The organism is Marisediminicola antarctica (genome assembly GCF_009930795.1).
Classification (GTDB): domain Bacteria; phylum Actinomycetota; class Actinomycetes; order Actinomycetales; family Microbacteriaceae; genus Marisediminicola; species Marisediminicola antarctica.
In genome coordinates this window covers 2,410,489-2,429,987 of sequence record NZ_CP017146.1, presented here as the reverse complement: position 1 = coordinate 2,429,987, position 19,499 = coordinate 2,410,489, and the positions used below count along the sequence as shown (strand labels likewise).

The 19,499-nt window shown below is 65.9% G+C and carries 22 protein-coding genes and 1 tRNA gene; 5 read left to right on the top strand and 18 right to left on the bottom strand.

Annotation, left to right across the window (positions count from 1 at the left end):
* Positions 1-19 precede the first annotated feature (19 nt).
* The 6 genes from tatA to BHD05_RS11380 all read right to left on the bottom strand — a co-directional run bounded on the left by tatA (position 20) and on the right by BHD05_RS11380 (position 4,980).
* A complete protein-coding gene (tatA, locus tag BHD05_RS11405) occupies positions 20-262 on the bottom strand; it encodes a twin-arginine translocase TatA/TatE family subunit (RefSeq protein ID WP_418763805.1) in 243 nt (80 codons plus the stop codon).
* A gap of 79 nt (positions 263-341) precedes the next feature.
* Complete coding sequence (locus BHD05_RS11400; protein WP_161886539.1) at positions 342-1,328, bottom strand: helix-turn-helix transcriptional regulator; 987 nt, start codon at positions 1,326-1,328, stop codon at positions 342-344.
* Entirely contained in the window at positions 1,321-2,334 is a 1,014-nt protein-coding gene (locus tag BHD05_RS11395; protein WP_161886538.1) for a helix-turn-helix transcriptional regulator, read from the bottom strand. The genes BHD05_RS11400 and BHD05_RS11395 overlap by 8 nt, the downstream gene beginning before the upstream one ends.
* 14 nt (positions 2,335-2,348) lie before the next feature.
* Complete coding sequence (locus BHD05_RS11390; RefSeq protein WP_161886537.1) at positions 2,349-3,257, bottom strand: FKBP-type peptidyl-prolyl cis-trans isomerase; 909 nt, start codon at positions 3,255-3,257, stop codon at positions 2,349-2,351.
* 44 nt (positions 3,258-3,301) lie between these two features.
* A complete protein-coding gene (locus BHD05_RS11385; protein WP_161886536.1) occupies positions 3,302-4,342 on the bottom strand; it encodes a tRNA (adenine-N1)-methyltransferase in 1,041 nt (346 codons plus the stop codon).
* Positions 4,339-4,980 (bottom strand): HAD family hydrolase, encoded by a 642-nt coding sequence (locus tag BHD05_RS11380; protein WP_161887500.1) that lies wholly within the window; start codon positions 4,978-4,980, stop codon positions 4,339-4,341. Before BHD05_RS11380 ends, BHD05_RS11385 begins: the two co-directional genes overlap by 4 nt.
* A gap of 157 nt (positions 4,981-5,137) precedes the next feature.
* Between BHD05_RS11380 and BHD05_RS11375 the strand changes: the two genes are divergently transcribed.
* Positions 5,138-6,097 carry a proteasome assembly chaperone family protein gene (locus BHD05_RS11375; protein WP_161886535.1) on the top strand — a complete coding sequence of 320 codons (960 nt, stop codon included), beginning with the start codon at positions 5,138-5,140 and terminating at the stop codon, positions 6,095-6,097.
* A gap of 186 nt (positions 6,098-6,283) precedes the next feature.
* Here BHD05_RS11375 and mshC read toward each other — a convergent pair whose 3' ends face one another.
* The 6 genes from mshC to BHD05_RS11345 all read right to left on the bottom strand — a co-directional run bounded on the left by mshC (position 6,284) and on the right by BHD05_RS11345 (position 11,722).
* Positions 6,284-7,537, bottom strand: coding sequence for a cysteine--1-D-myo-inosityl 2-amino-2-deoxy-alpha-D-glucopyranoside ligase (gene mshC, locus BHD05_RS11370; RefSeq protein ID WP_161886534.1), 1,254 nt, complete (start codon positions 7,535-7,537; stop codon positions 6,284-6,286).
* A 55-nt stretch (positions 7,538-7,592) separates the two neighbouring features.
* Positions 7,593-7,772, bottom strand: a complete 180-nt coding sequence (locus tag BHD05_RS11365; protein ID WP_161886533.1) for a hypothetical protein — start codon at positions 7,770-7,772, stop codon at positions 7,593-7,595.
* An 86-nt stretch (positions 7,773-7,858) separates the two neighbouring features.
* A complete protein-coding gene (locus BHD05_RS11360; RefSeq protein ID WP_161886532.1) occupies positions 7,859-8,572 on the bottom strand; it encodes a GAF and ANTAR domain-containing protein in 714 nt (237 codons plus the stop codon).
* A 33-nt stretch (positions 8,573-8,605) separates the two neighbouring features.
* Positions 8,606-9,322, bottom strand: a complete 717-nt coding sequence (locus tag BHD05_RS11355) for a GAF and ANTAR domain-containing protein (protein ID WP_161886531.1) — start codon at positions 9,320-9,322, stop codon at positions 8,606-8,608.
* A 165-nt stretch (positions 9,323-9,487) separates the two neighbouring features.
* Entirely contained in the window at positions 9,488-10,351 is an 864-nt protein-coding gene (locus BHD05_RS11350; RefSeq protein ID WP_161886530.1) for an undecaprenyl-diphosphate phosphatase, read from the bottom strand.
* 15 nt (positions 10,352-10,366) lie between these two features.
* Positions 10,367-11,722, bottom strand: a complete 1,356-nt coding sequence (locus tag BHD05_RS11345; protein ID WP_161886529.1) for a M20/M25/M40 family metallo-hydrolase — start codon at positions 11,720-11,722, stop codon at positions 10,367-10,369.
* A 139-nt stretch (positions 11,723-11,861) separates the two neighbouring features.
* Between BHD05_RS11345 and BHD05_RS11340 the strand changes: the two genes are divergently transcribed.
* Positions 11,862-11,945: transfer RNA gene (locus tag BHD05_RS11340), tRNA-Leu, on the top strand.
* A 224-nt stretch (positions 11,946-12,169) separates the two neighbouring features.
* Here BHD05_RS11340 and BHD05_RS11335 read toward each other — a convergent pair.
* Together BHD05_RS11335 and BHD05_RS11330 are read right to left on the bottom strand one after the other, a co-directional pair.
* Positions 12,170-14,023: a hypothetical protein gene (locus BHD05_RS11335; protein WP_161886528.1), complete on the bottom strand. Its 1,854-nt coding sequence runs from the start codon at positions 14,021-14,023 to the stop codon at positions 12,170-12,172.
* A complete protein-coding gene (locus tag BHD05_RS11330; protein ID WP_161886527.1) occupies positions 14,020-15,198 on the bottom strand; it encodes a site-specific integrase in 1,179 nt (392 codons plus the stop codon). The genes BHD05_RS11335 and BHD05_RS11330 overlap by 4 nt, the downstream gene beginning before the upstream one ends.
* 133 nt (positions 15,199-15,331) lie before the next feature.
* Between BHD05_RS11330 and BHD05_RS11325 the strand changes: the two genes are divergently transcribed.
* Positions 15,332-15,748 carry a hypothetical protein gene (locus tag BHD05_RS11325; RefSeq protein ID WP_161886526.1) on the top strand — a complete coding sequence of 139 codons (417 nt, stop codon included), beginning with the start codon at positions 15,332-15,334 and terminating at the stop codon, positions 15,746-15,748.
* A gap of 132 nt (positions 15,749-15,880) precedes the next feature.
* Here BHD05_RS11325 and BHD05_RS11320 read toward each other — a convergent pair whose 3' ends face one another.
* Complete coding sequence (locus BHD05_RS11320) at positions 15,881-16,324, bottom strand: helicase associated domain-containing protein (protein WP_236966746.1); 444 nt, start codon at positions 16,322-16,324, stop codon at positions 15,881-15,883.
* A gap of 238 nt (positions 16,325-16,562) precedes the next feature.
* Here BHD05_RS11320 and BHD05_RS11315 point away from each other — a divergent pair, with 238 nt between their 5' ends.
* Entirely contained in the window at positions 16,563-16,769 is a 207-nt protein-coding gene (locus BHD05_RS11315; protein WP_161886524.1) for a hypothetical protein, read from the top strand.
* A 48-nt stretch (positions 16,770-16,817) separates the two neighbouring features.
* On the opposite strand, the gene BHD05_RS11310 is transcribed toward BHD05_RS11315, so the two are convergent.
* Positions 16,818-17,252, bottom strand: a complete 435-nt coding sequence (locus BHD05_RS11310) for a hypothetical protein (RefSeq protein WP_161886523.1) — start codon at positions 17,250-17,252, stop codon at positions 16,818-16,820.
* The gene (locus BHD05_RS11305; RefSeq protein ID WP_161886522.1) at positions 17,233-18,141 is read right to left on the bottom strand and encodes a CPBP family glutamic-type intramembrane protease; all 909 of its coding nucleotides are present in this window, start codon (positions 18,139-18,141) and stop codon (positions 17,233-17,235) included. Before BHD05_RS11305 ends, BHD05_RS11310 begins: the two co-directional genes overlap by 20 nt.
* 289 nt (positions 18,142-18,430) lie before the next feature.
* On the opposite strand from BHD05_RS11305, the gene BHD05_RS11300 reads away from it, so the two are divergent.
* On the top strand, positions 18,431-18,634 hold the full coding sequence (locus BHD05_RS11300; RefSeq protein ID WP_161886521.1) for a hypothetical protein: 204 nt from the start codon (positions 18,431-18,433) through the stop codon (positions 18,632-18,634).
* Between the two features lie 48 nt (positions 18,635-18,682).
* Here the strand turns inward: BHD05_RS11300 and BHD05_RS11295 are convergent, their stop codons facing one another.
* A complete protein-coding gene (locus BHD05_RS11295; protein ID WP_161886520.1) occupies positions 18,683-19,492 on the bottom strand; it encodes a metallophosphoesterase in 810 nt (269 codons plus the stop codon).
* Between the last annotated feature and the right edge of the window lie 7 nt (positions 19,493-19,499).

Here is a 19,499-nt window from a genome sequence, read left to right as displayed (position 1 = left end):
GTGCGCGGAGCCATGGTGGCTATGGCTTCGGATGCTGCTCAGTCGGGTTCGCGGGCGGTGAGGCCTGCGAGCTGTTCTGCATCGGCTCGGCCTGCGGTTTCGCATCCTCTTCAGCGCCGGTCTTGATCTCGTTCTTGAAGATCTTCATCGATTGGCCGACACTCTTGGCCAGTGCCGGGAGCTTGGCCGCGCCGAAGAGGAGCAGGATCACGACAAGAATGATGATCGCGTGCCACCCGGTCAGGTTTTGGAAGATTCCCATGATTGCGTCCTCGCGTTGACTGTTTCGTTCATTTTACCCCCGCGCGGGTGAGTTGCCTGCGAACCGCGGACACGTTGGACTATGCCGGTCCGATGCCGTAGCGCGCCGCCCCCGCAGCGGCCCACTCGGCGACCGCGCGGCGCGCCTCGGGCGGGCCTATGACGGTGACCATCCCGGGAAGCCCCGTGACGAGCCGCTTGAGCGCGTGATAGTGCGAGACCCGCACGCTCGTGCGCACCCGGTCGCCCGCGGTGGCGCGCTCGGCGTCGTGCGGAATGTAGTCGGCGAGGAGGCTGAGCGCAGCGGGCGTGACGTCGATGGTGACGAACAGGTCGTCGGCGGACCCCTCGAACAGCTCGTCCGGCAGCGTCACGTCGCCCACCTGGAACTCGATGGGCCGCGCAGTGAGGGTGAGCGCGGAGATGCGGTCGAGCCGGAAGATGCGAACCGCGCCGCGCAGGTGGCACCAGGCGCGCAAGTACCAGTCGGCGTCGACCGACTCGATGCGCAGCGGGTCGGCATGCCGGTGCTCGTGGTCCCCGCGGGAATTGACGTAGTCGAATTCGACCTGCACACCGGTCGCAACAGCCTCACGGATGAGTGCCAGAGTGGCATCCGTCTCCCCCGCCTCGACCGCCATCTCGCTCGGTCTGGTGGATGCGCCGCGGGCGAGCTTGGCCATGAGCGAGTCGATCGCGCCGCGGTCGGCGATCTCCGGCAGCGCCGACAGGTACTGCAGGCCGGCGATGAGGGCCGCAGCCTCCCGGCCGGAGAAGCGCGGCGAGTCGTCGATGGCGACAAGGTGGGTGAGCACGATCTCGTCGGCATCCTCGAACCGGTCCCAGGCGATGTCGAAGAGGTCGCCGTCCTGGTACTGGTGCGTCTCGCCCGGTATGCCGGACACGGCGATGAGCATGACCGCGTCGCGGATCTGCTGCTCGGTCATGCCGAAGTGTTTCGCGGTCTCGGCCACGCTCACGTGGGCGCGGTCGATGAGCCAGGGCACCAGTGACAGCAGGAAGGCGAGCTTGTCGGTGGCCTGCAGCGTCGGCGTTCGCTTACTCACGGGCGTCCTCCGTGTGATTGCGTGTGGTGAGAGCGAGGCGGGACCGCACGGCGTCGCGCAGTTCGACCGGCGAGAGAACGAGCACCTCCGGGCCGAATGCGGCGAGCTCGTCGGCGATGATGTTGAGGTCGGAGTAGTGCAGCTCGAGCGCGCCCGACGTCGCGGTGACCGTTCCCCGGCGTTTGAGCAGGCGCGTGGCGGCATCCGTTTCCAGCTCGACCTCGACGACCGCGGTGTGGGACGACCACACCTCCTCAAGCTCGCGGAGCGCCCTCGCCGACTCGTCGTCGGCGCGGGCGTCGAAGGTCTCGCCCGTCGCCGCCACCTGCCCGACGATCCGGCGCAGCAGAAACGTGCGTTGGGCCCCCGTGCCGGTCTCCTCAGCGGCCAGGTGCCACCGGCCCCGGTGCTGCACGAGGGCGAGGGGGATGACGGTGCGCACCCGGGACTCGACCTCCCCCGGCTTGAGGTACGCGAAACGCACCACCTGGTGCTTGTCGAGAGCGGTACGCAGCGGCTCGAACGCGCTGTCGCGCACCCGCAGGGTCGGCGCGTAGCCGAGCACAGGCTCGTCGGAGGTGCCGCCGAGGGCGCGCAGCTTCACGAGGGCGCGGCGGGACTCGGTCGACAGCGAGCCCTCCCGCCAGACCATCGCGGCGAGCCCGAGGATCGCGGTCTCCTCGACGGAGAAGGTGATGTCGCCCGGGAGTTCGTAGCTGCCGCGCGGGATCCGGTAGCGCAGGTTCTGATTGCCGGACTCCGCCGGCGACTCGATCGTCTCGAGCGGCACCCCCAGGTCGCGGATGTCGTCCTTGTCTCGCTCGAACTGCCTTTCGAGGTTGGCGTTGTTGCCGCCATGGTCGAACCGCTGCCGGTACCCCTGAACAGTAGACAGTATCTCGTTCTTCGTCAGCCCCGTGTCGGTCGCGAGAAGCGCGAGCACAAGGCTGAACAGCCGCTCCTCGACGGGAACGCGCGGTGCATCTGCTGCACGCTCTGGTGACACGGTGGCGTCCTTGCCTAGTTGACCGTACCGAGAATATCGATGACGTAGATCAGGGTCGCGCCGTCGGCGCCCGCGGCGGGCGGGACGATGGCGAGAACCTGCGAGCCGACGGTCTTGCCGGTGATCGCCTCCTTGAGCCCCTCGCTCACGGAGTCGCCCGCGAGATCGACGATCGCGGCGCTGCCTGTCTCCCAGGTGGACTGTACGACGGATTCTCCCTCCCAGTCCACGGCGGTGAGCTTGGCGACGACCTGGTCGCCCGCGACGATCTCGTCGCCGTCGCCGAGGCGCAGGAGAGACTCGCGGGCCTCGGTGGGGGCAGGCTCGCTGGGGATCGTAATGCCCGGGGTGCCGTCGGGAGCCGTGACGACACTCGGCATGCCGGCGACCGCGAGCTGCACGGTGCCGTTGGCGCGGGCGGGGAACGCGCGAACGACGTCGACGACGAAGACGACCGAGTCACTCGTGGCTGGTGGGGAATCACTCGCGGCGCTGTCCTCGGCAGAGGCGACGATGGCGACTCGCGAGCCCTCCGTCGTGCACTCGAGCCCGGTTCCGAGTGCGGGGAGAGCGGTGTCGCCGATCGTGAAGAGGCTGCCGCCTTCCGGCGCGTACGCGGTCTGCTGCAGCACCGTGGCGTCGGTTCCGTTGAGAATCGTCGCCTCGAGGAAGACCGGCTGGCCGGGCTTGAGCCGCTCGCCGTCGCCGGCGATGAGTTCGGTCCGTTCGATCGTCGTCGTGATGAGGGGCGTCGGAAACCTGACCTCCGGTGCCGAGCCGAAGTCGCCCGGCGCGTCGACGGTCGCCGACGCGGATCCGCTCGTCACTGTTGATTCGCATCCGTTGCCCGCCAAGCCGGGCGCACACGCGGTAAGAGCGGCCAGCACACTGGCGGCGACGACTAGCGCGGGAAATCTGCGCACGGGGGCCTCATTTCGGTGGAACACGGGGGCGGAACTGCTCAAGTCTAGGTGGCGGATGCTGCGTCGTCGGGCTGGTCGCTGCTCGGAACCGCGCCATCCGCCTCAGCGGTGATGGCGAATTCCGCGCCAGCCTGCGCGGCCCGCGCGGTCTTGCGCAGGCGCTTGTCGGTCGCGGTTCGCTCGCCGAGGGATCCGGGTGTCCACGCTTCGACATCCTCGTCCGCGAAGTCGGTCTTCGAGGCGCGGCGCTTGAGCTGGGGCAGGATCGCGCCGGGGGCGAGGCGCCTGGCGGTCATGAGGAATCCGGTGTGTGCAACCATGCGGTGGTCGGGGCGCACGGCGAGGCCCTCGACATGCCAGCCGCGGACCATCGTCTCGGAGGAATCGGGGTCGGTGAACAGGCCGGTGCGGCGGATCGCCTCGGCGACGCGCGAGAGCTGCGTCACGGTGGCGATATAGCAGACGAGCACACCGCCGGGCGTGAGCGCCTCGGCGACCTCGTCAATGCACTCCCACGGGGCGAGCATGTCGAGGATGACCCGGTCGACTTCGCCCGCACCGACGACGCCGGGGAGCTCCTCGACCAGGTCGCCGACCGTGACGGTCCAGTTGTCTGGTTCGCCGCCGAGGAAGCTTGTGACGTTTCCTTGTGCGACCTGGGCGAACTCGTCCCGGCGCTCGAAGGAGTGCAGGCGGCCGGCCGGTCCGATCGCGCGCAGGAGCCACAGGCTCAGCGCACCGGAGCCGACTCCGGCCTCGACGACCGTGGCACCGGGGAAGATGTCGCCGAACGCGAGGATCTGGGCGGCGTCCTTCGGGTAGATGATCGCGGCTCCGCGCGGCATGGACATCACGAAGTCGTTGAGGAGCGGGCGCAGCGCGAGGTACTCGTCCCCCGTCGTGCCGAGCACGACGGACCCGTCGGGCTGGCCGATGACGTCGTCATGCTCGACCCCGCCCCGGTGGGTGTGGAAGATCTTGCCCGGCTCGAGTGCGATCGTGTTGAGGCGGCCCTTCGGCCCGGTCAGCTGCACCTTGTCACCGGCGCGGAAGGGGCCGCTCTGGCGCCGCACGGCGCCGCTCACAGCGATGCTCCCGTTCGGATCTGCGCGAAGTGCGAGGCGAGGTGGGCGTGGGTGACGCCGGCGAGGCTCTCCCAGAGGGTGTGGTTCGGGCCCGGGTCGAGCGGGCTGTGCAGGGGAACGCCGATTGTGACTGCGCCGGATGCGATCGCGGCGGCCAGTCCCGGAACCGAATCCTCGATCGCGAGGCAGTCGAGAATGTCGACGCCGAGCAGGTCGGCGGCGTGCAGGTAGGGAGCCGGGTGCGGCTTGGCGAGTTCGACATCATCGCCGCCGACGATCACATCGAACGCGTGGAATCCGATCGCGTCGACGATTCTCGCCGCCATCCGATGCACGGACATCGTCACGAGGGCGGTGGGAATCTCGGCACGTTTGAGGTCGGCGAGCAGCTCGCGGGCGCCGGGGCGCCAGGGCACCGCGACGTTCACCTGCTCGAGCACGCGGTCGGTCATCCACTCGATGATGGCGTCCGCGGTCATGTCGACGCCGCGCGCTTGGAAGATGACCGCGGCATCCCACAGGCCCAGGCCGACGACCTCGAGGCCGTCTTCGTGGGTCCAGGTGCCGCCGAACGAGGTGATCAGCTCGGTCTCGGCGACCATCCAATACGGCTCGGTGTCAACGAGGGTGCCATCCATGTCCCAGAGAACGGCGGCGGGAAAATGTGCGGGCAGGCTCGGTTCGGTCACGATGCCCAATAGTACCGGCGGCGGTTCGGCCGACTGCGCCTCGGGTTCTATCCTTGTCAGAGACGATCGGTCACGGTGCCCGTGGCCGACCAATGGAGGACATGTGTTGACTGACGGCTCGGGACTATTGAGCGGACGACTTCTTGTCGTCGCGTTCGAGGGCTGGAATGACGCCGGCGAGGCCGCAAGCGGTGCGGTGCGCACGCTCAAGGGCCTGCTCGACCTGTACCCGATCGCAGAGTTCGAGTCGGAGGACTACTTCGACTATCAGTTCAACCGGCCGCTCGCCGCGAACGATGAGGACGGCAACCGCACTCTCGTGTGGCCGAACGTGACGATCTACGGGCCGACGTCGGTGAAGGCGCCCGCGACGAAACCGGAGGGCCTGGCGAACGATGCCGAGCTGTCGGTGGGTGTCGCCGAGAACTCCAACATCTACCTCCTGCTTGGCACCGAACCCTCCCGCGGCTGGAAGAGCTTCTCCGCCGAGATTCTCGAGACGGTGCGGGAGACCGGGATCACCGGCATCGTCATGCTCGGCGCGATGCTCGCCGATGTGCCGCACACCCGGCCGATCTCGGTGTTCGCCAGCTCGGAGAACGCGACCGTGCGTGGGGAGCTCGGCCTCGAACGCAGCTCGTACGAAGGCCCGGTCGGTATTCTCGCGGTGCTCGGCCACGCGGCTGAGGTGGCGGGGATCCCCACGATGTCGATCTGGGCATCCGTTCCCCACTACGTGCACAACGCCCCCTCCCCCAAGGCCACCCTGGCGCTCATCGACAAGCTCGAGGAGATCATCGACGTCGTCATCCCCCGCGGCGACCTGGTCGGCGATGCGGCGACCTGGGAGAGCGGGATCGACGCCCTCGCGAGCGAGGACGAGGACATGTCGAACTACATCGAGCAGCTGGAGCAGGCCAGAGACACCGTGGACTCCCCCGAGGCGAGCGGCGAGGCGATCGCCCAGGAGTTCGAGAAGTATCTGCGGCGAAGTGGCGACGACAAGCCCGACGGCGGCAGCGGCGGCGGTTCCGCTGGCGACGGTCCCTGGCGGCCCAAGGACTGAGCCAGGCGGCGGATGCGCGTTCGCGCCGCAGACCGTTCGCGCGGCTGACCGTCTGCGCGGCTGACCGTTCGCGCCGCAGCCCGTTCGCGCGGCTGTTGTTCGCTCGTGCGGTCGTAATCGCAGGCGCGGGAGTGAACAAGATGCGCGCAAACTGAGCTGGCGCTCGAGCGGCGGCGCGCGCGGGGTTCAGCTGCGGAGGTCGATGCCGAGAAGTGCGTGCACGGCGTCCAGCGCCGCGGTGCCGGGCGCTGTGCCGCTAGCGACCGCTCTGTCGACAGCATCCAGTGCCGCCACAGTGTCGAGGTCGTCGCTCAGGGCGACCCGCAGCGCAGCGATGAGGGAATCGATCGCCGGGGCGCCGTGCTGTTCGCGCTCCGCCCAGGCGCGCCAGAGCGCGAGACGAGTGCCGGCGGCGACGAGCGCATCGTCGGTCCACTCCCAATCGTGCCGGTAGTGGTGCCCGAGCAGGGCGAGCCGGATGGCGCGCGGATCGGCCCCGCCCTCGATCAGGCGCGACACGAGAACCAGGTTGCCGAGCGACTTGCTCATCTTCTCGCCGTCGTAGGCGATCATCCCGGCGTGGGAGTAGATGCGGGCGAACGGCTCACCGGTCAGGGCTGTGGCGTGTGCTGCGCTGAATTCGTGGTGGGGGAACAGGAGGTCAGCCCCGCCGCCCTGCACCGTGATCGACGACCCGAGCCGATTGACGGCGATCACCGAGCATTCGATGTGCCATCCAGGGCGGCCGAGCCCCAGCACGGTGTCCCATACCGGCTCTCCCGCCCGCGCAGCGCGCCAGAGGAGAGGGTCCAGCGGATCCCGTTTCCCGGGGCGGTCGGGGTCTCCCCCGCGTTCAGCGAACAGGGCGAGCATGTCCGCACGGTCGAGGTTGCTCTCGAGGCCGAGATGCCACGAGGTTGCCTCGCCAGCCTCGGCGCTGTCGAAGTAGAGGTCGGGCGCGGAGTCGATGGACTCCGCGGACGGCACCTCGTAGGCAAACCCGCCCACCACCAGCGCGTCGACGGCGGCCGCTACCTCGGGGATCACTGCGGTGACCGGAACGTAGTGGTCGGGCGGGATGATCGACAGGGCCTCCATGTCGCCACGGAACAGCTCGGTCTGCGATTCCGCGAGCACGCGCCAGTCGATTCCCAGCAGGGTCGCACGTTCCAGCAGCGGGTCGTCGACGTCGGTGGTGTTCTGCACGTAGTCCACGTCGTAGCCCGCATCGAGCCAACTGCGAACGAGGATGTCGAAGGCGAGGTAGGTCGATGCGTGCCCGAGGTGGGTGGCGTCGTAGGGGGTGATCCCGCACACGTAGAGGGATGCCGTTCCCGATGTGACAGTCGACACGAACGTGCTCGTCGAGGTGTCAAACAGGCGCGGCGGCTGACCGTTCCCCGGGAGCCGGGGAACCCACGGACGGCTCCACGACTTCACCCCTCCAGCCTAAGCGAGGCTCGCTGGGAGTCAGACCACAACCGTCAGCGGAGGGTCAGAGGTTGTCGTGGTGGGAATTCATTACCGCGAGCTCGAGAAGATCGATCTCGCTGAACGGCAGACCCTTCCGTTCGGTCGTATGGCTGAGCACCATGGCGTCGGCGACAGCTGAATCCGCCAGACCGATAGACCCGTCGTCCGAGTCGAAGACGACGTGAGCGAAGAACTTAGACATGATAGATACCCTTTCGACCATCACAGTGGGAAAACTGCCGAGGTCTTGGGCAGGAAGTTAACGTTAGCGCAACGACATATGACAAGTCATAGAACGAGGGAGCGGTTGACAACTGCTTCCGCGACGTTTCTGAGCAACAATCCGTTGCTGCGGGCATAGTCCCTCAGCGTGCGAAAGGCCTCGTCCATGTCGACGAGGTGAGTGTGGGCGAGCACCCCCTTCGCCTGTTCGATCAGCACTCGGCTGTCGAGGGCGTGCTGAAGCTGCCTCTTGGCCGTGTCGCTCTCGTGCAAGGTGCGCTCATGAAGGATGCCGATCGTCGCGATATCCGCGAGTGCGCGCGCGGCCAGGATGTCCTCGTCGGACATGACACCGGTCTGGTTTCGGAAGAGGTTGAGTGCCCCGATGACAGTGCCGCGCAGCCGGAGCGGGACGGCATGCACCGAGTGGAACCCCTGCTCGAGTGCCGCCTCCCGGAAGTCCGGCCACTTGTCGCCGACCTCGTCGACGTCGGCCACCGTGACGACGCGGCCGGTCTTGTAGCACTCGACACACGGACCGAGGCCGAAGCGGAGCTGCATGATCTCGACGAGGCGGCTTCGTTCACTCGTCGACGCGATTACAGAGAGCTCCCCGGCCTCGTCCGCCAGGATCAGGCCCGCCGCCGCGGCGTCAAGCAGTTCCGCGCTCGCATTCACGAGCGTGTCGAGGAGGTCGACAACGTCGTACCCTGCCACGAGCGTATCTGCGAGCGTTACAAACGTCGCGGCCAGTCGTGCCTCGCGCGTGGTACTCACCATTCCTCCATTTTGTCGCCCACGGGGCATCCTTCGTTAGCCATTGCGATTCCCCGAGAAGTCGATTTGCCGGGAGACAATGTCGCTGGCCACCTCGCGCACCGAGCGTCCCGTCGAGAACGCGTGTGCTCGCAGTAGCAGTCCGGCGTCGGCGGCGCTGATGTTCATCTGGGCCAGCACCATTCCCGTGGCCTGGTGAACCTCGCGACGTGAGCCTGCTCCGGTGGTGTCTTCTTCCTCGATGCCGTTCGTGCCATCGGTCAAAATCCGCCGAAGTACCTGCCAGGCTGTGAGGCCGGCAAGTTCCAGCACATTGGTCACCTGGGAACCGGTCAGGTCCCCTTCCTTGGTCGAGTAGAGGTCGACGGCGCCGATGTCGAGGGAGCCGACCACAAGCGGGAACGCGTAGATGGCCCGGACACTGGAGTTTCTCGGATCGCTTCGCAGAGTCTGGGCGAAGATCGGCCAAACCCTGTTCTCCTCTACGCGAACCCGGGGAGCAAGAACGGGGAGCCGGGTCGAGAGCGCCTCCCAGCACGGACCCTCACCCAGATCGAACTGCATCTCGTCGAGAAGTGCCGACGTGGCGTCACTCGAACACATCGTCGACTGTCCGCTCGATCCCGCGAGCACCGAAACCGAGGCGCCGGTAACGGGAGCAATGGCGAGAAACGGGCTGCACAGGTTGCTGCGCGTCTCGTGGGCGGTGCTGATCGCGACCTTGGCCGCTTCGAACGTGTCGTCCTCAGTCATGGTGTCGTGCCATTTCTCGGTGCCGAATGAGCGCTTTCATCGTGCTCACGCCCGCCCCTTCGGTTTCGTTCATCAGTTTTTGTCGTGTTAAGAATAGACGGCAGATAGCTGCTTGTTCGAATTCACATCAAGGTTACGCCGGTGTGGCTCCGATGGTGCATTCGGTCAGATAGGTTGCAGTACCCCGAGGGACAGGAGCACCAGCAGTGTGCTTCCCAGCGCCAGCCGGTAGATCACGAACGGCAGGAACGACCGCGTCTTGATGTAGTTCATGAGGAAGGCGATCACGGCGTAGCCAACTCCGAACGCGACGATGGTCGCGATCGCGGTCTCGAGCGGCCCGAATGGCCCGTTGACCTCGGGATCGGTGATGCTGTTGACGAGCTCGAACAACCCGCTGCCGAAGACCGCGGGAACGGCGAGGAGGAACGCGTACTGGGCGGCCGCCGGTCGCGAATAGCCCAGCGCCCGGCCCATCGTCGTGGTCGCGCCGGAGCGCGAGACCCCGGGAATGAGTGCGAGGGTCTGCGCGAGTCCGTACAGGATTCCGTCGCGATAGCCGATGTCGTTGAGCTGCTTGGTGCGGCGTCCGAGCAGGTCGGCGACTCCGAGGAAGATGCCGAAGACGATGAGCACGATCGCCACGAGCCAGAGCGACCGGAATGCCCCGCGGATCGTGTCCTGCAGGAAGTAGCCCACGAGCACGATCGGAATGGTGCCGATGATGATGAGCCACCCCAACCGCACATCGGGATCGTTCTTCTCGATGGCCACGCCGCGGCCGCCGCGGCTCGCGCCGGAGCCGAAGTGGCGGAACCATTTGCCGATGATGCGGCTGATGTCGCCCCAGAAGTACAGCAGCACCGCGGCCTCGGTGCCGAGCTGGGTGATGGCGGTGAACGTCGCACCCGGATCGGTCGCCGAGGGTAGGAACTCCCCCGCGATGCGCAGGTGCGCGCTGGAGGAGATCGGGAGGAATTCGGTGAGCCCCTGGAGCAGTCCGAGAATGATCGCTTCGATGAAACTCACGCGGTGAGAGCCGTTCTAATAGTCGAGGAGCAGGTCCGTCAGCACCTGCCTGCCAAACACTAGTGCGTCGAGGGGCACCCGTTCGTCGACGCCGTGGAACATGCCAGGGAAGTCGAGTTCCGCGGGCAGCTTGAGCGGCGCGAAGCCGTATCCCTTGATCCCGAGCAGCGAGAGTGCCTTGTTGTCGGTGCCGCCGCTGAGCATGTACGGCAGCACGGGCGCGCCGGGGTCGTGGGTGCCGAGTGCGTTCGTCATCGCGTCCACGAGCGGGCCGGAGAACGCCGTTTCGAGCCCGATGTCCTGGTGCATGATCTGGATCTCGATGTCGGGGCCGATCAGCTCCCGCACCCGGGCGAGCACGGCATCCTCCTCCCCCGGCAGCGCACGGATGTCGATGAGCGCCTCGGCAGTGTCGGGGATCACGTTGTGCTTGTACCCGGCGGTCAGCATCGTCGGGTTCGTGGTGGTGCGCAGCGCCCCCTGGATGAACCCGCCCGCCGTGCCCGTCGCGAGGACGAGCTCGTCGGGGCCGACTTTCTGCGGATCCTGCTCCAGGATGCGGGCGAGCTCGCCGATGAGCTCGGTGGTCGTGTCGGTCAGGCGCAGCGGCCACGGTTCGCGGCCGAGCGTCGCGACGGCCTCGGCGAGCTTGGTGATCGCGTTGTTGTGCATCACGCGGGATCCGTGCGAGGCGCTGCCGCGGGAGATCAGCTTGACCCAGATGAGGGCCTTCTCCCCGGTCTGCAGCAGGTAGGCGCGGGTTCCGTTGAGGGTGATCGAGTACCCGCCGACCTCGCTGATCGCCTCGGTCGCGCCGGCGAAGAGTTCCGGATGCTCGCGCACCAGGTAGTGCGATCCGAGCCGTCCCCCGTCCTCCTCATCGGCGAAGTAGCCGACGATGATGTCGCGGGCCGGCTGGCGGCCGCTGCCGAGGATGTCGCCGAGCGCGGTGATCATCATCGCGTCCATGTCCTTCATGTCGACGGCACCGCGACCCCAGAGAAGTCCGTCCTTGATCAGGCCGCCGAACGGGTCGACGCTCCAGTTCGCCGGGTCGGCCGGCACGACGTCGGTGTGCCCGTGCAGGACCAGCGCATCGGCATCCGGATTCGCACCCTCCACACGGGCAACGACAGAAACGCGCCCGGGGGCGGACTCGAACATCTGCGGCGTGAGGCCAAGGGCCACGAGTTTTGCCTCGAGGTACTCCGCGGCATCCGCCTCGCCGTTGGATCTGCCCTCACCGTAGTTGGTGGTGTCGAACCGGATGAGGTCTCGCGCGATGATCGCGGTCTCGTCGAGTGCGACGCCGTTTTCATCGGTGTCGGCCGACAGCGCGGCAGAGGATGCGGTGGGTTCGGGGGTGACCATGCCTCCCACGATACCGATGACGCCGTGTGAGGGGGCGGTTGCGTGCGGATCTCCGCCCGGGTGTGCCGGGTGTTCAAACTGCCCACCCCGCGCGTGCTATTGTCGTACCTCGGTGGTCCCGCACGGGATTACCGGAAGCGCGCGGATGGCGGAATTGGTAGACGCGCTAGCTTGAGGTGCTAGTGCCCGAAAGGGCGTGGGGGTTCAAGTCCCCCTTCGCGCACACTGAGAGATTCGGCCTATTCAGCTGGATTGTTCGGGAAATTGGTCGGGAGTATCGCTTAGCGGTCTCCCGGCCTTTTTTGTGCCCGGATTCGTGCTCAGGGCACCGTCGGCGGATGCCCGATGCGGGCGTTAAACGCAAAATCGGCGTGCCTGAGGATTTTCAGGCACGCCGATTCGTATCGGTGTTGCGGGTAAGCGGGGGTTATCGCGCAGTGGTTCCGGCTACCAGGGTGGCCGGGGTTCGGGCTCGGGTGCGGGCACCGAGTTGTCGCTCTGCCAGAAGAGCGAGGGAATGTAGTTGTTCTTTGAGTGAATGGTTTTCAGCGCAAGTTTGCGTTTGAAGAAGGAAACCATCTGTCGAAGATTCTCGGCGACAATGCTCATCGCGACGACGATGTAGGTGAAGGTGTTGCCGCGGACGCCGCGTTTGTCGGGCGTCGCGATGTCTTCAAATTGTGCGCGCTTGACATTTCGGTTGGCCGATTCGACACCGTTGCGAAGGCCGTAGGCGTGCTTCCACGGTGCCGTTCCGTAGGCGAAGTACTGTTCGTTCTTGAGTCCGCCAGCGTTCACATCATCTTCGATTTCCTTCGCAGTAGGCAGGGTCATCACGATGCTCTGGCTCTGGTGGGAGCCTTTCTGTGCTTTCCACTTGGGGTACCCCGGTGCATCGGTAGGGATGATGTAGCGGCGAGACCCGTCTGGCTGGATGTGGCCCTTGTAGGTCAGCATGTACTTTGCGCGCTGCGCCAACTGTTTCTCGTAAAGCTCCTCTGCCGGCGCCAGTTCCTTGCCCGCCTTTCCTTTCCCTTCCGCGCGTTCAGCGTCGGTGGGGTTGGTCTTCTCGATCCGGTTAATTTCGGCATCGAACTTGTTCCGTGCGACGAGCACCACTTTGTCGGCGTCGCGGTGCACGTCGGGGAGGTTGTCGAGGTACCAGGCGCCGGAAACCTGCACGAATCCGCTGGTGTGGTGCAGTTGAACGCCGAGTGCTTTGTCCTTGTAGTCGAACACGAGCTTCACACCGAGGAGTCGGGCGGGTAGGTGGAATTCCTGGAACTTGCCCCCGGGGTATGCGCGGTCGACGATGTAGTGGTTGGGGCGGTGCCCTCGGTCAACGAAGGAGTTCAGCATGCGCACTCCCTCTCCCGTGATCGCGCCGGGGATGTGGTAGCTCACGCCGAGTGTGATGAGGGGGAAGAGATCCGGGTCGTCGTGAAGGTTGGGAACCAGTCGCGCGAGTTCCGCTTCGACTCCCCAAGTGCTCTTGCCGATGGACGTTCCTTTGTTCTTGGCGCCGGGGCTGGCTTTGTTGGCTTCGCGGGCGTCGGAATGGGTCATGGCTCCGTGGCTTCCGGCGCGCTGGTAGTACCCGCCGTCAGAGTTGATCGATCGGCGTCGCTCGTTCAGGTTGTGGCCGGCTGGGTTGCCCCGCTGCCCTTGGAGTGGGACGAGTGTGGCGTCCTGGGCGATGTTGCCTTCCCATCGCTCGCGCACCTCTCGGGGGAGCATCTTCCAGGTGCCCTCGACGAGGGTGTTGCCGAGGAGGAACATCCGCTCGCGCCGCTTTCGGCAGTCCGCTGGGTCTCGCCCTGCGATCATCGCCCGGAACTCGTCACGACTAAGGATTTTGTCGCGGCGACCCGGGAATTCGTCGACAAGCGCGATGAGACGCTTCACTGCATCCCCGATTCGGCCGTAGACGCGTGTGTCCTCACCGTCGTGCCGTAACCCGATGACCGCCCGCTGTCGCGGACTCAGTCTGTGGAACGTCTTCGCCATGTCGCTGATCAGCGTGGGACGCTCGAGTCGGAGCTGCAGCAATATCAGCGCCAGTGCCGCGGTTTCATCAACGAAGGGCTTCGCCCCTGCGGCCGACTTCACATCTTCAGCGCGCCACCCAACAATGAGCTGGCGAATTGCCGATGCTTTGACGAGCCGGTCCACCTCGACGATGGCGACGCTGTTTGGCGTGCTCAGGTTTGCCGAGGTGTAGTCGCGCATACCGGAGCCGAAAGTATGATGCATCCACCTCTCGGCCTGCTCATACTGCGATTCAATGGTGGGGCGGCTCATCGCGTGCCTCGCAGCTGGGCCAGGCGGTCCTTCTCGGACGGGCGGGGCACGTAGCTCGCCAGCCGGGAGATCGACTCGAGCGACTGCAGACCCGCCGCATCCATCAGGGTGAGCACATCGACACGGTTGGTCATCTGCCGGACCAGCCAGGTATTGCGCAGTTTGCTCGCCCGCACGACCGGGCTGCCCGGCGGCATGGATGATCGGCCGACGAAGGCACTCACGACCTCATGTCCGGTCCGGACCCGGTTCGGGAGAAAGGCGAAAGAGCCGGGCGGCATGACCTTCGCAGCCTTCGCGAGCGACTTCTCGAACTGGGCCGTCACCGGAACAACGCGATGCGGACCGCCCTCGGTGATCTCGATCGTCACCCGACCTTTCTCGTCGACGGTGATCGCCTCGCGCCTGAGTACCGCGATCTCGGAGGCGCGGAGGCCGGCTCCCGCCCCGAGTGCCAGAAGAGTTTTGGCGGCGGTTCGCATGTGGGGGGTCTTCTGACCGGCAGCCCACCGGCCGAGTGCGACAAAGCCGTCGGCGTCGTAGGGAGTCTCGACCGCCCGGGCGTTCAGCGGCATCGGGTTGCGGGGGTTGGCCTCAGGGTTCGCGGCCTCGGCGACGCGGAACAGCCACGCGCGATGGTTGCGGCGGGTGCCCTCCGAGCGGTCCTTCGCCGCCCCGCGCACGTAGTTCTCGATCAGCTCCCGCTTGAAGATGATGTCGGCGTCGAGGTCGGCACCGATGACGTATACGGCCCAGTAGACGAAGTGCATACAGGGGCCGAGGAGCGTTTCGACTGAGTGGGTGGTCTTTGGGAGTGCAAGCGCCACCGCGTTCTCGACGAATGGGCGGATGGCCTCGACAGCCGCGGCGGGGAGCGAGGACTTGTAGTCGCTCATCTTCTTCGCGGTGGCCGGCGGCAGCTCGGCTCGGATGGCCTCCATAGCTACCCGGGCATCCTCACTCGCCGCACCGTGGAGCATCATGCGGGCCGCCGCCACCCGCGGGTCCTCGGCGCCCTCGCGGAACACGAGCAGGCGTGCGTCGCTGTCATAGTCGACGCCCGAGTCGACGTGTGTGTTGGCGATCCTGGCGGCGGTGCTCTTCCGCGGTCGCTTGATGGCGGAGGGGGTCGATCTGGTCGCAGGAAGGCCGGAGAGTTCTGTAGGGGTAGTCATGCAGAGGTGTGTGTGCGGCGATCGCCAACCGGTTCAGCGTGACTGTGGTGCAAACAGACTGCGAAACGACGCATATCACCACCAAAACCCAGCGATTGCTATCAGACTGGTGCAAATTGGGTAAAATTAGGCCATGCCTCGTAAGCCTCAGCCCGGCGGCGTCGTGTTCGAGCCCCGCTCGCTCGCCGACAACCCGAAGAAGTTCGGCCGCACCAGCACCCAACTCGCCACCGGTCCGATGGAGACACCGCACCAAGCGGCGGCGGAGCTGCAACATGCCGTCGCCAACAGGATCCGGGAACACCTCCTCGACCACAACACCAACATCAGGACGTTCTGTGCGACAAACGAGTTGCCACCCGGCCTCTCCGAGGACCGCTTCCAGCGACTCCTGAGGGGCGAGACGATGATCACCATCACCGACATGCTCTTCTGGGCACGCCAGATCCCCGACCTCGCTCCCTTCATCGGCGCCACCCTCAGACAGCTCACCGACCCCGAGACGACTGACAGCTGGCGCTCGCCGGCTCCCCAGGAGGGGGGTGCTTGACGGCGAACGGCGGCAAGCGGGACCTGCCGCTCGTCGAAGCTCCAGAGTTGTCGGCCGCATCAACCCAGAATCGAACATCTTCCGCGGTACGTGTTCCCGTTTTGGACGACAATCCGCCTCTGGCCCGCGCGCCTACACAATCTTGAACGGCAGGCGGCGCAGCGCAGCGGCGCGATCGGGCCGAAGCCGGCCCTGTCGAAAGTGATGGCGCTGCTTGTGCACCCACGCTGCCAGCTCCCGCTCCCCCGCATCGACCGACCGGTAACGCGGCACCCGCCCCTCCCGCTCAAGAAACGCACGCAGCAGCTCGAGCTTGACCCACCATGCCCCTACCGCCGGCTCCCAGACGAACCCGGGGATCCGCTGCAGCAAATCTGCCTGCCACGCCGGCATCCGTCCGCGCTTGTGCCGTCGTCGTTGGTTACGCAACCATCCACCCAGAGTCGCCTCCGAACCCACGCCCGCCTCGAGAGGCAACTTTCCCTTCGTCGCCCGGAATGACCTGATTTGCCCATAAGTGGCAAGCCAACGCTGTTCCAGCCTGTCGGCCGGCTCTCGGCTTGGCCCGTCCTCCATCGCCACGGCACGTGCCCTTCCGGGCGGAGGTCACGGCCGCCCAGAAAGTCATGCGCGGCACGTTGCTGTTACGGAGCCTCGAGCGACCAGTCCGGGACCCGGATAGAGCACTGGGTGGCGATGACGCGGTCGTGCCCGGCATTCTGGCGGCGCCCCTACGAACTGGCGCTGGAGCAAGGTCGTACGTGCGGCGTAATATCGTCGTCGCAGGGCCGGCTGCTCGAGCCTGAGGAGCACCATGGCCCACGAACACGACCTGCCGCCGAACGGAACCGGATACCCCAAGTTCCGCGGAGATGCATTGGAGCGGGCATACCGGGAACGCGGCATCGAGCCGCCGTGGACTCGGGTATGGGATGACGGCGCCGACGTGACCGGCCAGGACCCGTCGACGTGGCCGTTTCCGTGGAACCCCGCGAAACGGCCCCGGCGCCACCGGACGTAAGATCACCTATATCGACCCTGGGCTTTCTGTCTACGTCGTCAAAGCGGGCTACTCAAGTATGGTCAGGGCGGCACTAGCCATCGGTCCGGCCAGACGCGTCCTGAAGCGGGCTTGGCTCCCGTTCAATCCACCCGCGAACTCTTGCGACTGACCGATCTCAAAGCCCGTAGCAAAGTTGACGTTGTCAGTGTCTTCGGCCACACCAAAGAACTCAATAGCGGCTCCATGCAAAATCTGATTGATGACATAGCCGATGCCCTCGTGGTCGAACTCGCCGTCACTCGCAGCCACAAAACGTAGAAGAGTCCCCGAACCGGCGAGAAGCCAAATCTCTTCACCACGAAGGGACAGTCGAATCGTAATTTCGGAGTTGTCGTCCCAAGCCACGGCCGCGGCTGAGTTACCGTCGCACAAATAGGCGTGTGCAGAACGACTCGTAGTGCGAACGATTGCTGCGAACTGTTCACCAAATGAAGATGCCATAAACGCCTCCGATCAGAATTACATCCGCGACGAAGTGAACCACGATTATCCAGATGACGGAGCCTCGAGACACCTCTCGGATGATGCACATGACGAAGCCGAACAAGCCGGCAAACGCCATCCCGAGGATACCGCCAGGCGTTCCGTTCACATGAGAGAGGCCGAAGATAACTGACAACAGGAGCCACTGGGCGATGAGCCACCCACGGCCCGCAAAGAGCCTCTGTAGCCCAACGCGCCACAACAGCTCCTCGAACGTTGCGTTGGTGATCGAAGCAACGATTACGATCGCAATGACGGCGAGTGGTCCGTATTCTTGCCCGGGTAGAACGCTCCATTCGAGCGATCCGCTCGACTGGCGAGGGGCACTCGTGAGGAGCTGGAACGCAGCCACCCCGACCGAGACCATCACGATGCTGGCGACGACGAACGGTGACGTGTGTGGGACGAATATCTGTCTCCATGGGCGATGCACCAGATTGGCGACCAATAGGAGCGCGCCGCCCAGTGCTGGAATGAGGACATGCCAGCCCATGACTGCGGGCAGAAACGCCACGACGCAGAGGAAATGGCGCTGCTTGTGCACCCACGCTGCCAGCTCCCGCTCCCCCGCATGGACCGCCCGGTAACGCGGCACCCGCCCCTCCCGCTCAAGAAACGCACGCAGCAGCTCGAGCTTGACCCACCAGGCCCCTACCGCCGGCTCCCAGACGAAGCCGGGGATCCGCTGCAGCAAGTCTGCCTGCCACGCCGGCATCCGTCCGCGCTTGTGCCGTCGTCGTTGGTTACGCAACCATCCACCCAGAGTCGCCTCCGAGCCCACGCCCGCCTCGAGGGGCAACTTCCCCTTCGTTGCCCGGAATGACCGGAGCTCCTCATAATTGGCCATCCAACGCCGTTCCAGCTGGTCGAACGATTTCCGGCTCGACCCGTCCTCCATCGCCACGGCACGTGCCCTTCCGGGCGGAGGTCGCAGCCGCCCGGAAAGTCATGCGCGGCACGTTGCCGTTAACGAGTCTCGAGCCATCAGTCCGGGGCCCGGATAAAGCAGTGGGTGGCGATGACGCGGTCGTGCCCTGCATTCTGGCGGCGCCCCTACGAACTGGCGCTGGAGCAAGGTCCTACGTGCGGCGTAATATCGTCGTCGCAGGGCCGGCTGCTCGAGCCTGAGGAGCACCATGGCCCGCGAACACGACCTGCCGCCGAACGGAACCGGATACCCCAAGTTCCGCGGAGATGCATTCGAGCGGGCATACCGGGAACGCGGCATCGAGCCGCCGTGGACCCGCGTCTGGGATGACGGCGTCGACGTGACCGATCAGGACCCGTCGACGTGGCCGTTCCCGTGGAACCCCGCGAAGCGTCCCCGACGCCACCGGTGACGTGGTGTGACTAGCCCACACTGGAGCCCGCATCGGCGCGGGGTTGGTTTATGTGCGATTCGCCAGGCAGAACAGGTCGAGGTTGAACGTCGTCACGTTCAGGATGCCTTGGCTGATGGTTGTCGGGTCACCGTTCTTGTCGAGGAGGACCACGCGCGACTCGAAGCGGTCGTCACCGACGCCGATCACGACCGTCTCGTCGATGTGGTGGTGATAATGGCCGCCGAGGTACAGTGCGGGGCGCAGCTGCAGAAATCCGCGGTGGAACATGCGACGTCCGGCGGCTGCGTATTCGCGCCCCGCCGACGGCCACTGGTCGGCGGTTTGGGCCAGCCGACGATCGAGGCCGGGAAGGTTCAGGGGTGCGTCGTGCCCGACGAGGAGCTCGGCGGGTTCGTCGCCGACGGCGTCGAGGTCGGCCTCGGTGATCGACTCCTGCGGCCACCACGAGTACCCTTCCCGGCGGTATTCAACGTCGACGGAGCTCGCACCGCCAAGTGCGGCCAGAGTCCTCCCAGAGGCTAGGCGGGTTCGGTATCCGCGCGGTATGTGCGCGATGTTCGGGCGTATCCACCGCAATCCGTCTGGCCCGATGGGGAAACGGTAGAGGCGACTGAAGTCCTCGTGGTTCCCGTCGACGAAAAACAAGGACTGGCCTCGGGCGAGGAGCCTCTTGCTCAGCTTGGCGACGACGTTGTCCCAGTTGGCGCCCGGCCAGATAAATCCAAAGTCGCCCAGAACCAGAAGTGTCCGGATGTCGCGCGTCGACATCGCGCCCGACACCCGCAGCACATGGTCGAGATCGCCGTGCACGTCTCCGAGAATGCCGATTCGCTCGGCTGTCGACAGTGATTCCATCGGATCC

Coding starts and splice junctions, on each gene's coding strand:
- tatA (WP_418763805.1), bottom strand. CDS start 262: ATGGGAATCTTCCAAAACCTGACCGGGTGGCACGCGATCATCATTCTT.
- BHD05_RS11380 (WP_161887500.1), bottom strand. CDS start 4,980: ATGGATGGCACCCTCGTTGACACCGAGCCGTATTGGATGGTCGCCGAG.
- BHD05_RS11365 (WP_161886533.1), bottom strand. CDS start 7,772: ATGTCTAAGTTCTTCGCTCACGTCGTCTTCGACTCGGACGACGGGTCT.
- BHD05_RS11360 (WP_161886532.1), bottom strand. CDS start 8,572: ATGGTGAGTACCACGCGCGAGGCACGACTGGCCGCGACGTTTGTAACG.
- BHD05_RS11355 (WP_161886531.1), bottom strand. CDS start 9,322: ATGACTGAGGACGACACGTTCGAAGCGGCCAAGGTCGCGATCAGCACC.
- BHD05_RS11345 (WP_161886529.1), bottom strand. CDS start 11,722: ATGGTCACCCCCGAACCCACCGCATCCTCTGCCGCGCTGTCGGCCGAC.
- BHD05_RS11335 (WP_161886528.1), bottom strand. CDS start 14,023: ATGAGCCGCCCCACCATTGAATCGCAGTATGAGCAGGCCGAGAGGTGG.
- BHD05_RS11330 (WP_161886527.1), bottom strand. CDS start 15,198: ATGACTACCCCTACAGAACTCTCCGGCCTTCCTGCGACCAGATCGACC.
- BHD05_RS11325 (WP_161886526.1), top strand. CDS start 15,332: ATGCCTCGTAAGCCTCAGCCCGGCGGCGTCGTGTTCGAGCCCCGCTCG.
- BHD05_RS11320 (WP_236966746.1), bottom strand. CDS start 16,324: ATGGAGGACGGGCCAAGCCGAGAGCCGGCCGACAGGCTGGAACAGCGT.
- BHD05_RS11315 (WP_161886524.1), top strand. CDS start 16,563: ATGGCCCACGAACACGACCTGCCGCCGAACGGAACCGGATACCCCAAG.
- BHD05_RS11310 (WP_161886523.1), bottom strand. CDS start 17,252: ATGGCATCTTCATTTGGTGAACAGTTCGCAGCAATCGTTCGCACTACG.
- BHD05_RS11305 (WP_161886522.1), bottom strand. CDS start 18,141: ATGGCCAATTATGAGGAGCTCCGGTCATTCCGGGCAACGAAGGGGAAG.
- BHD05_RS11300 (WP_161886521.1), top strand. CDS start 18,431: ATGGCCCGCGAACACGACCTGCCGCCGAACGGAACCGGATACCCCAAG.
- BHD05_RS11295 (WP_161886520.1), bottom strand. CDS start 19,492: ATGGAATCACTGTCGACAGCCGAGCGAATCGGCATTCTCGGAGACGTG.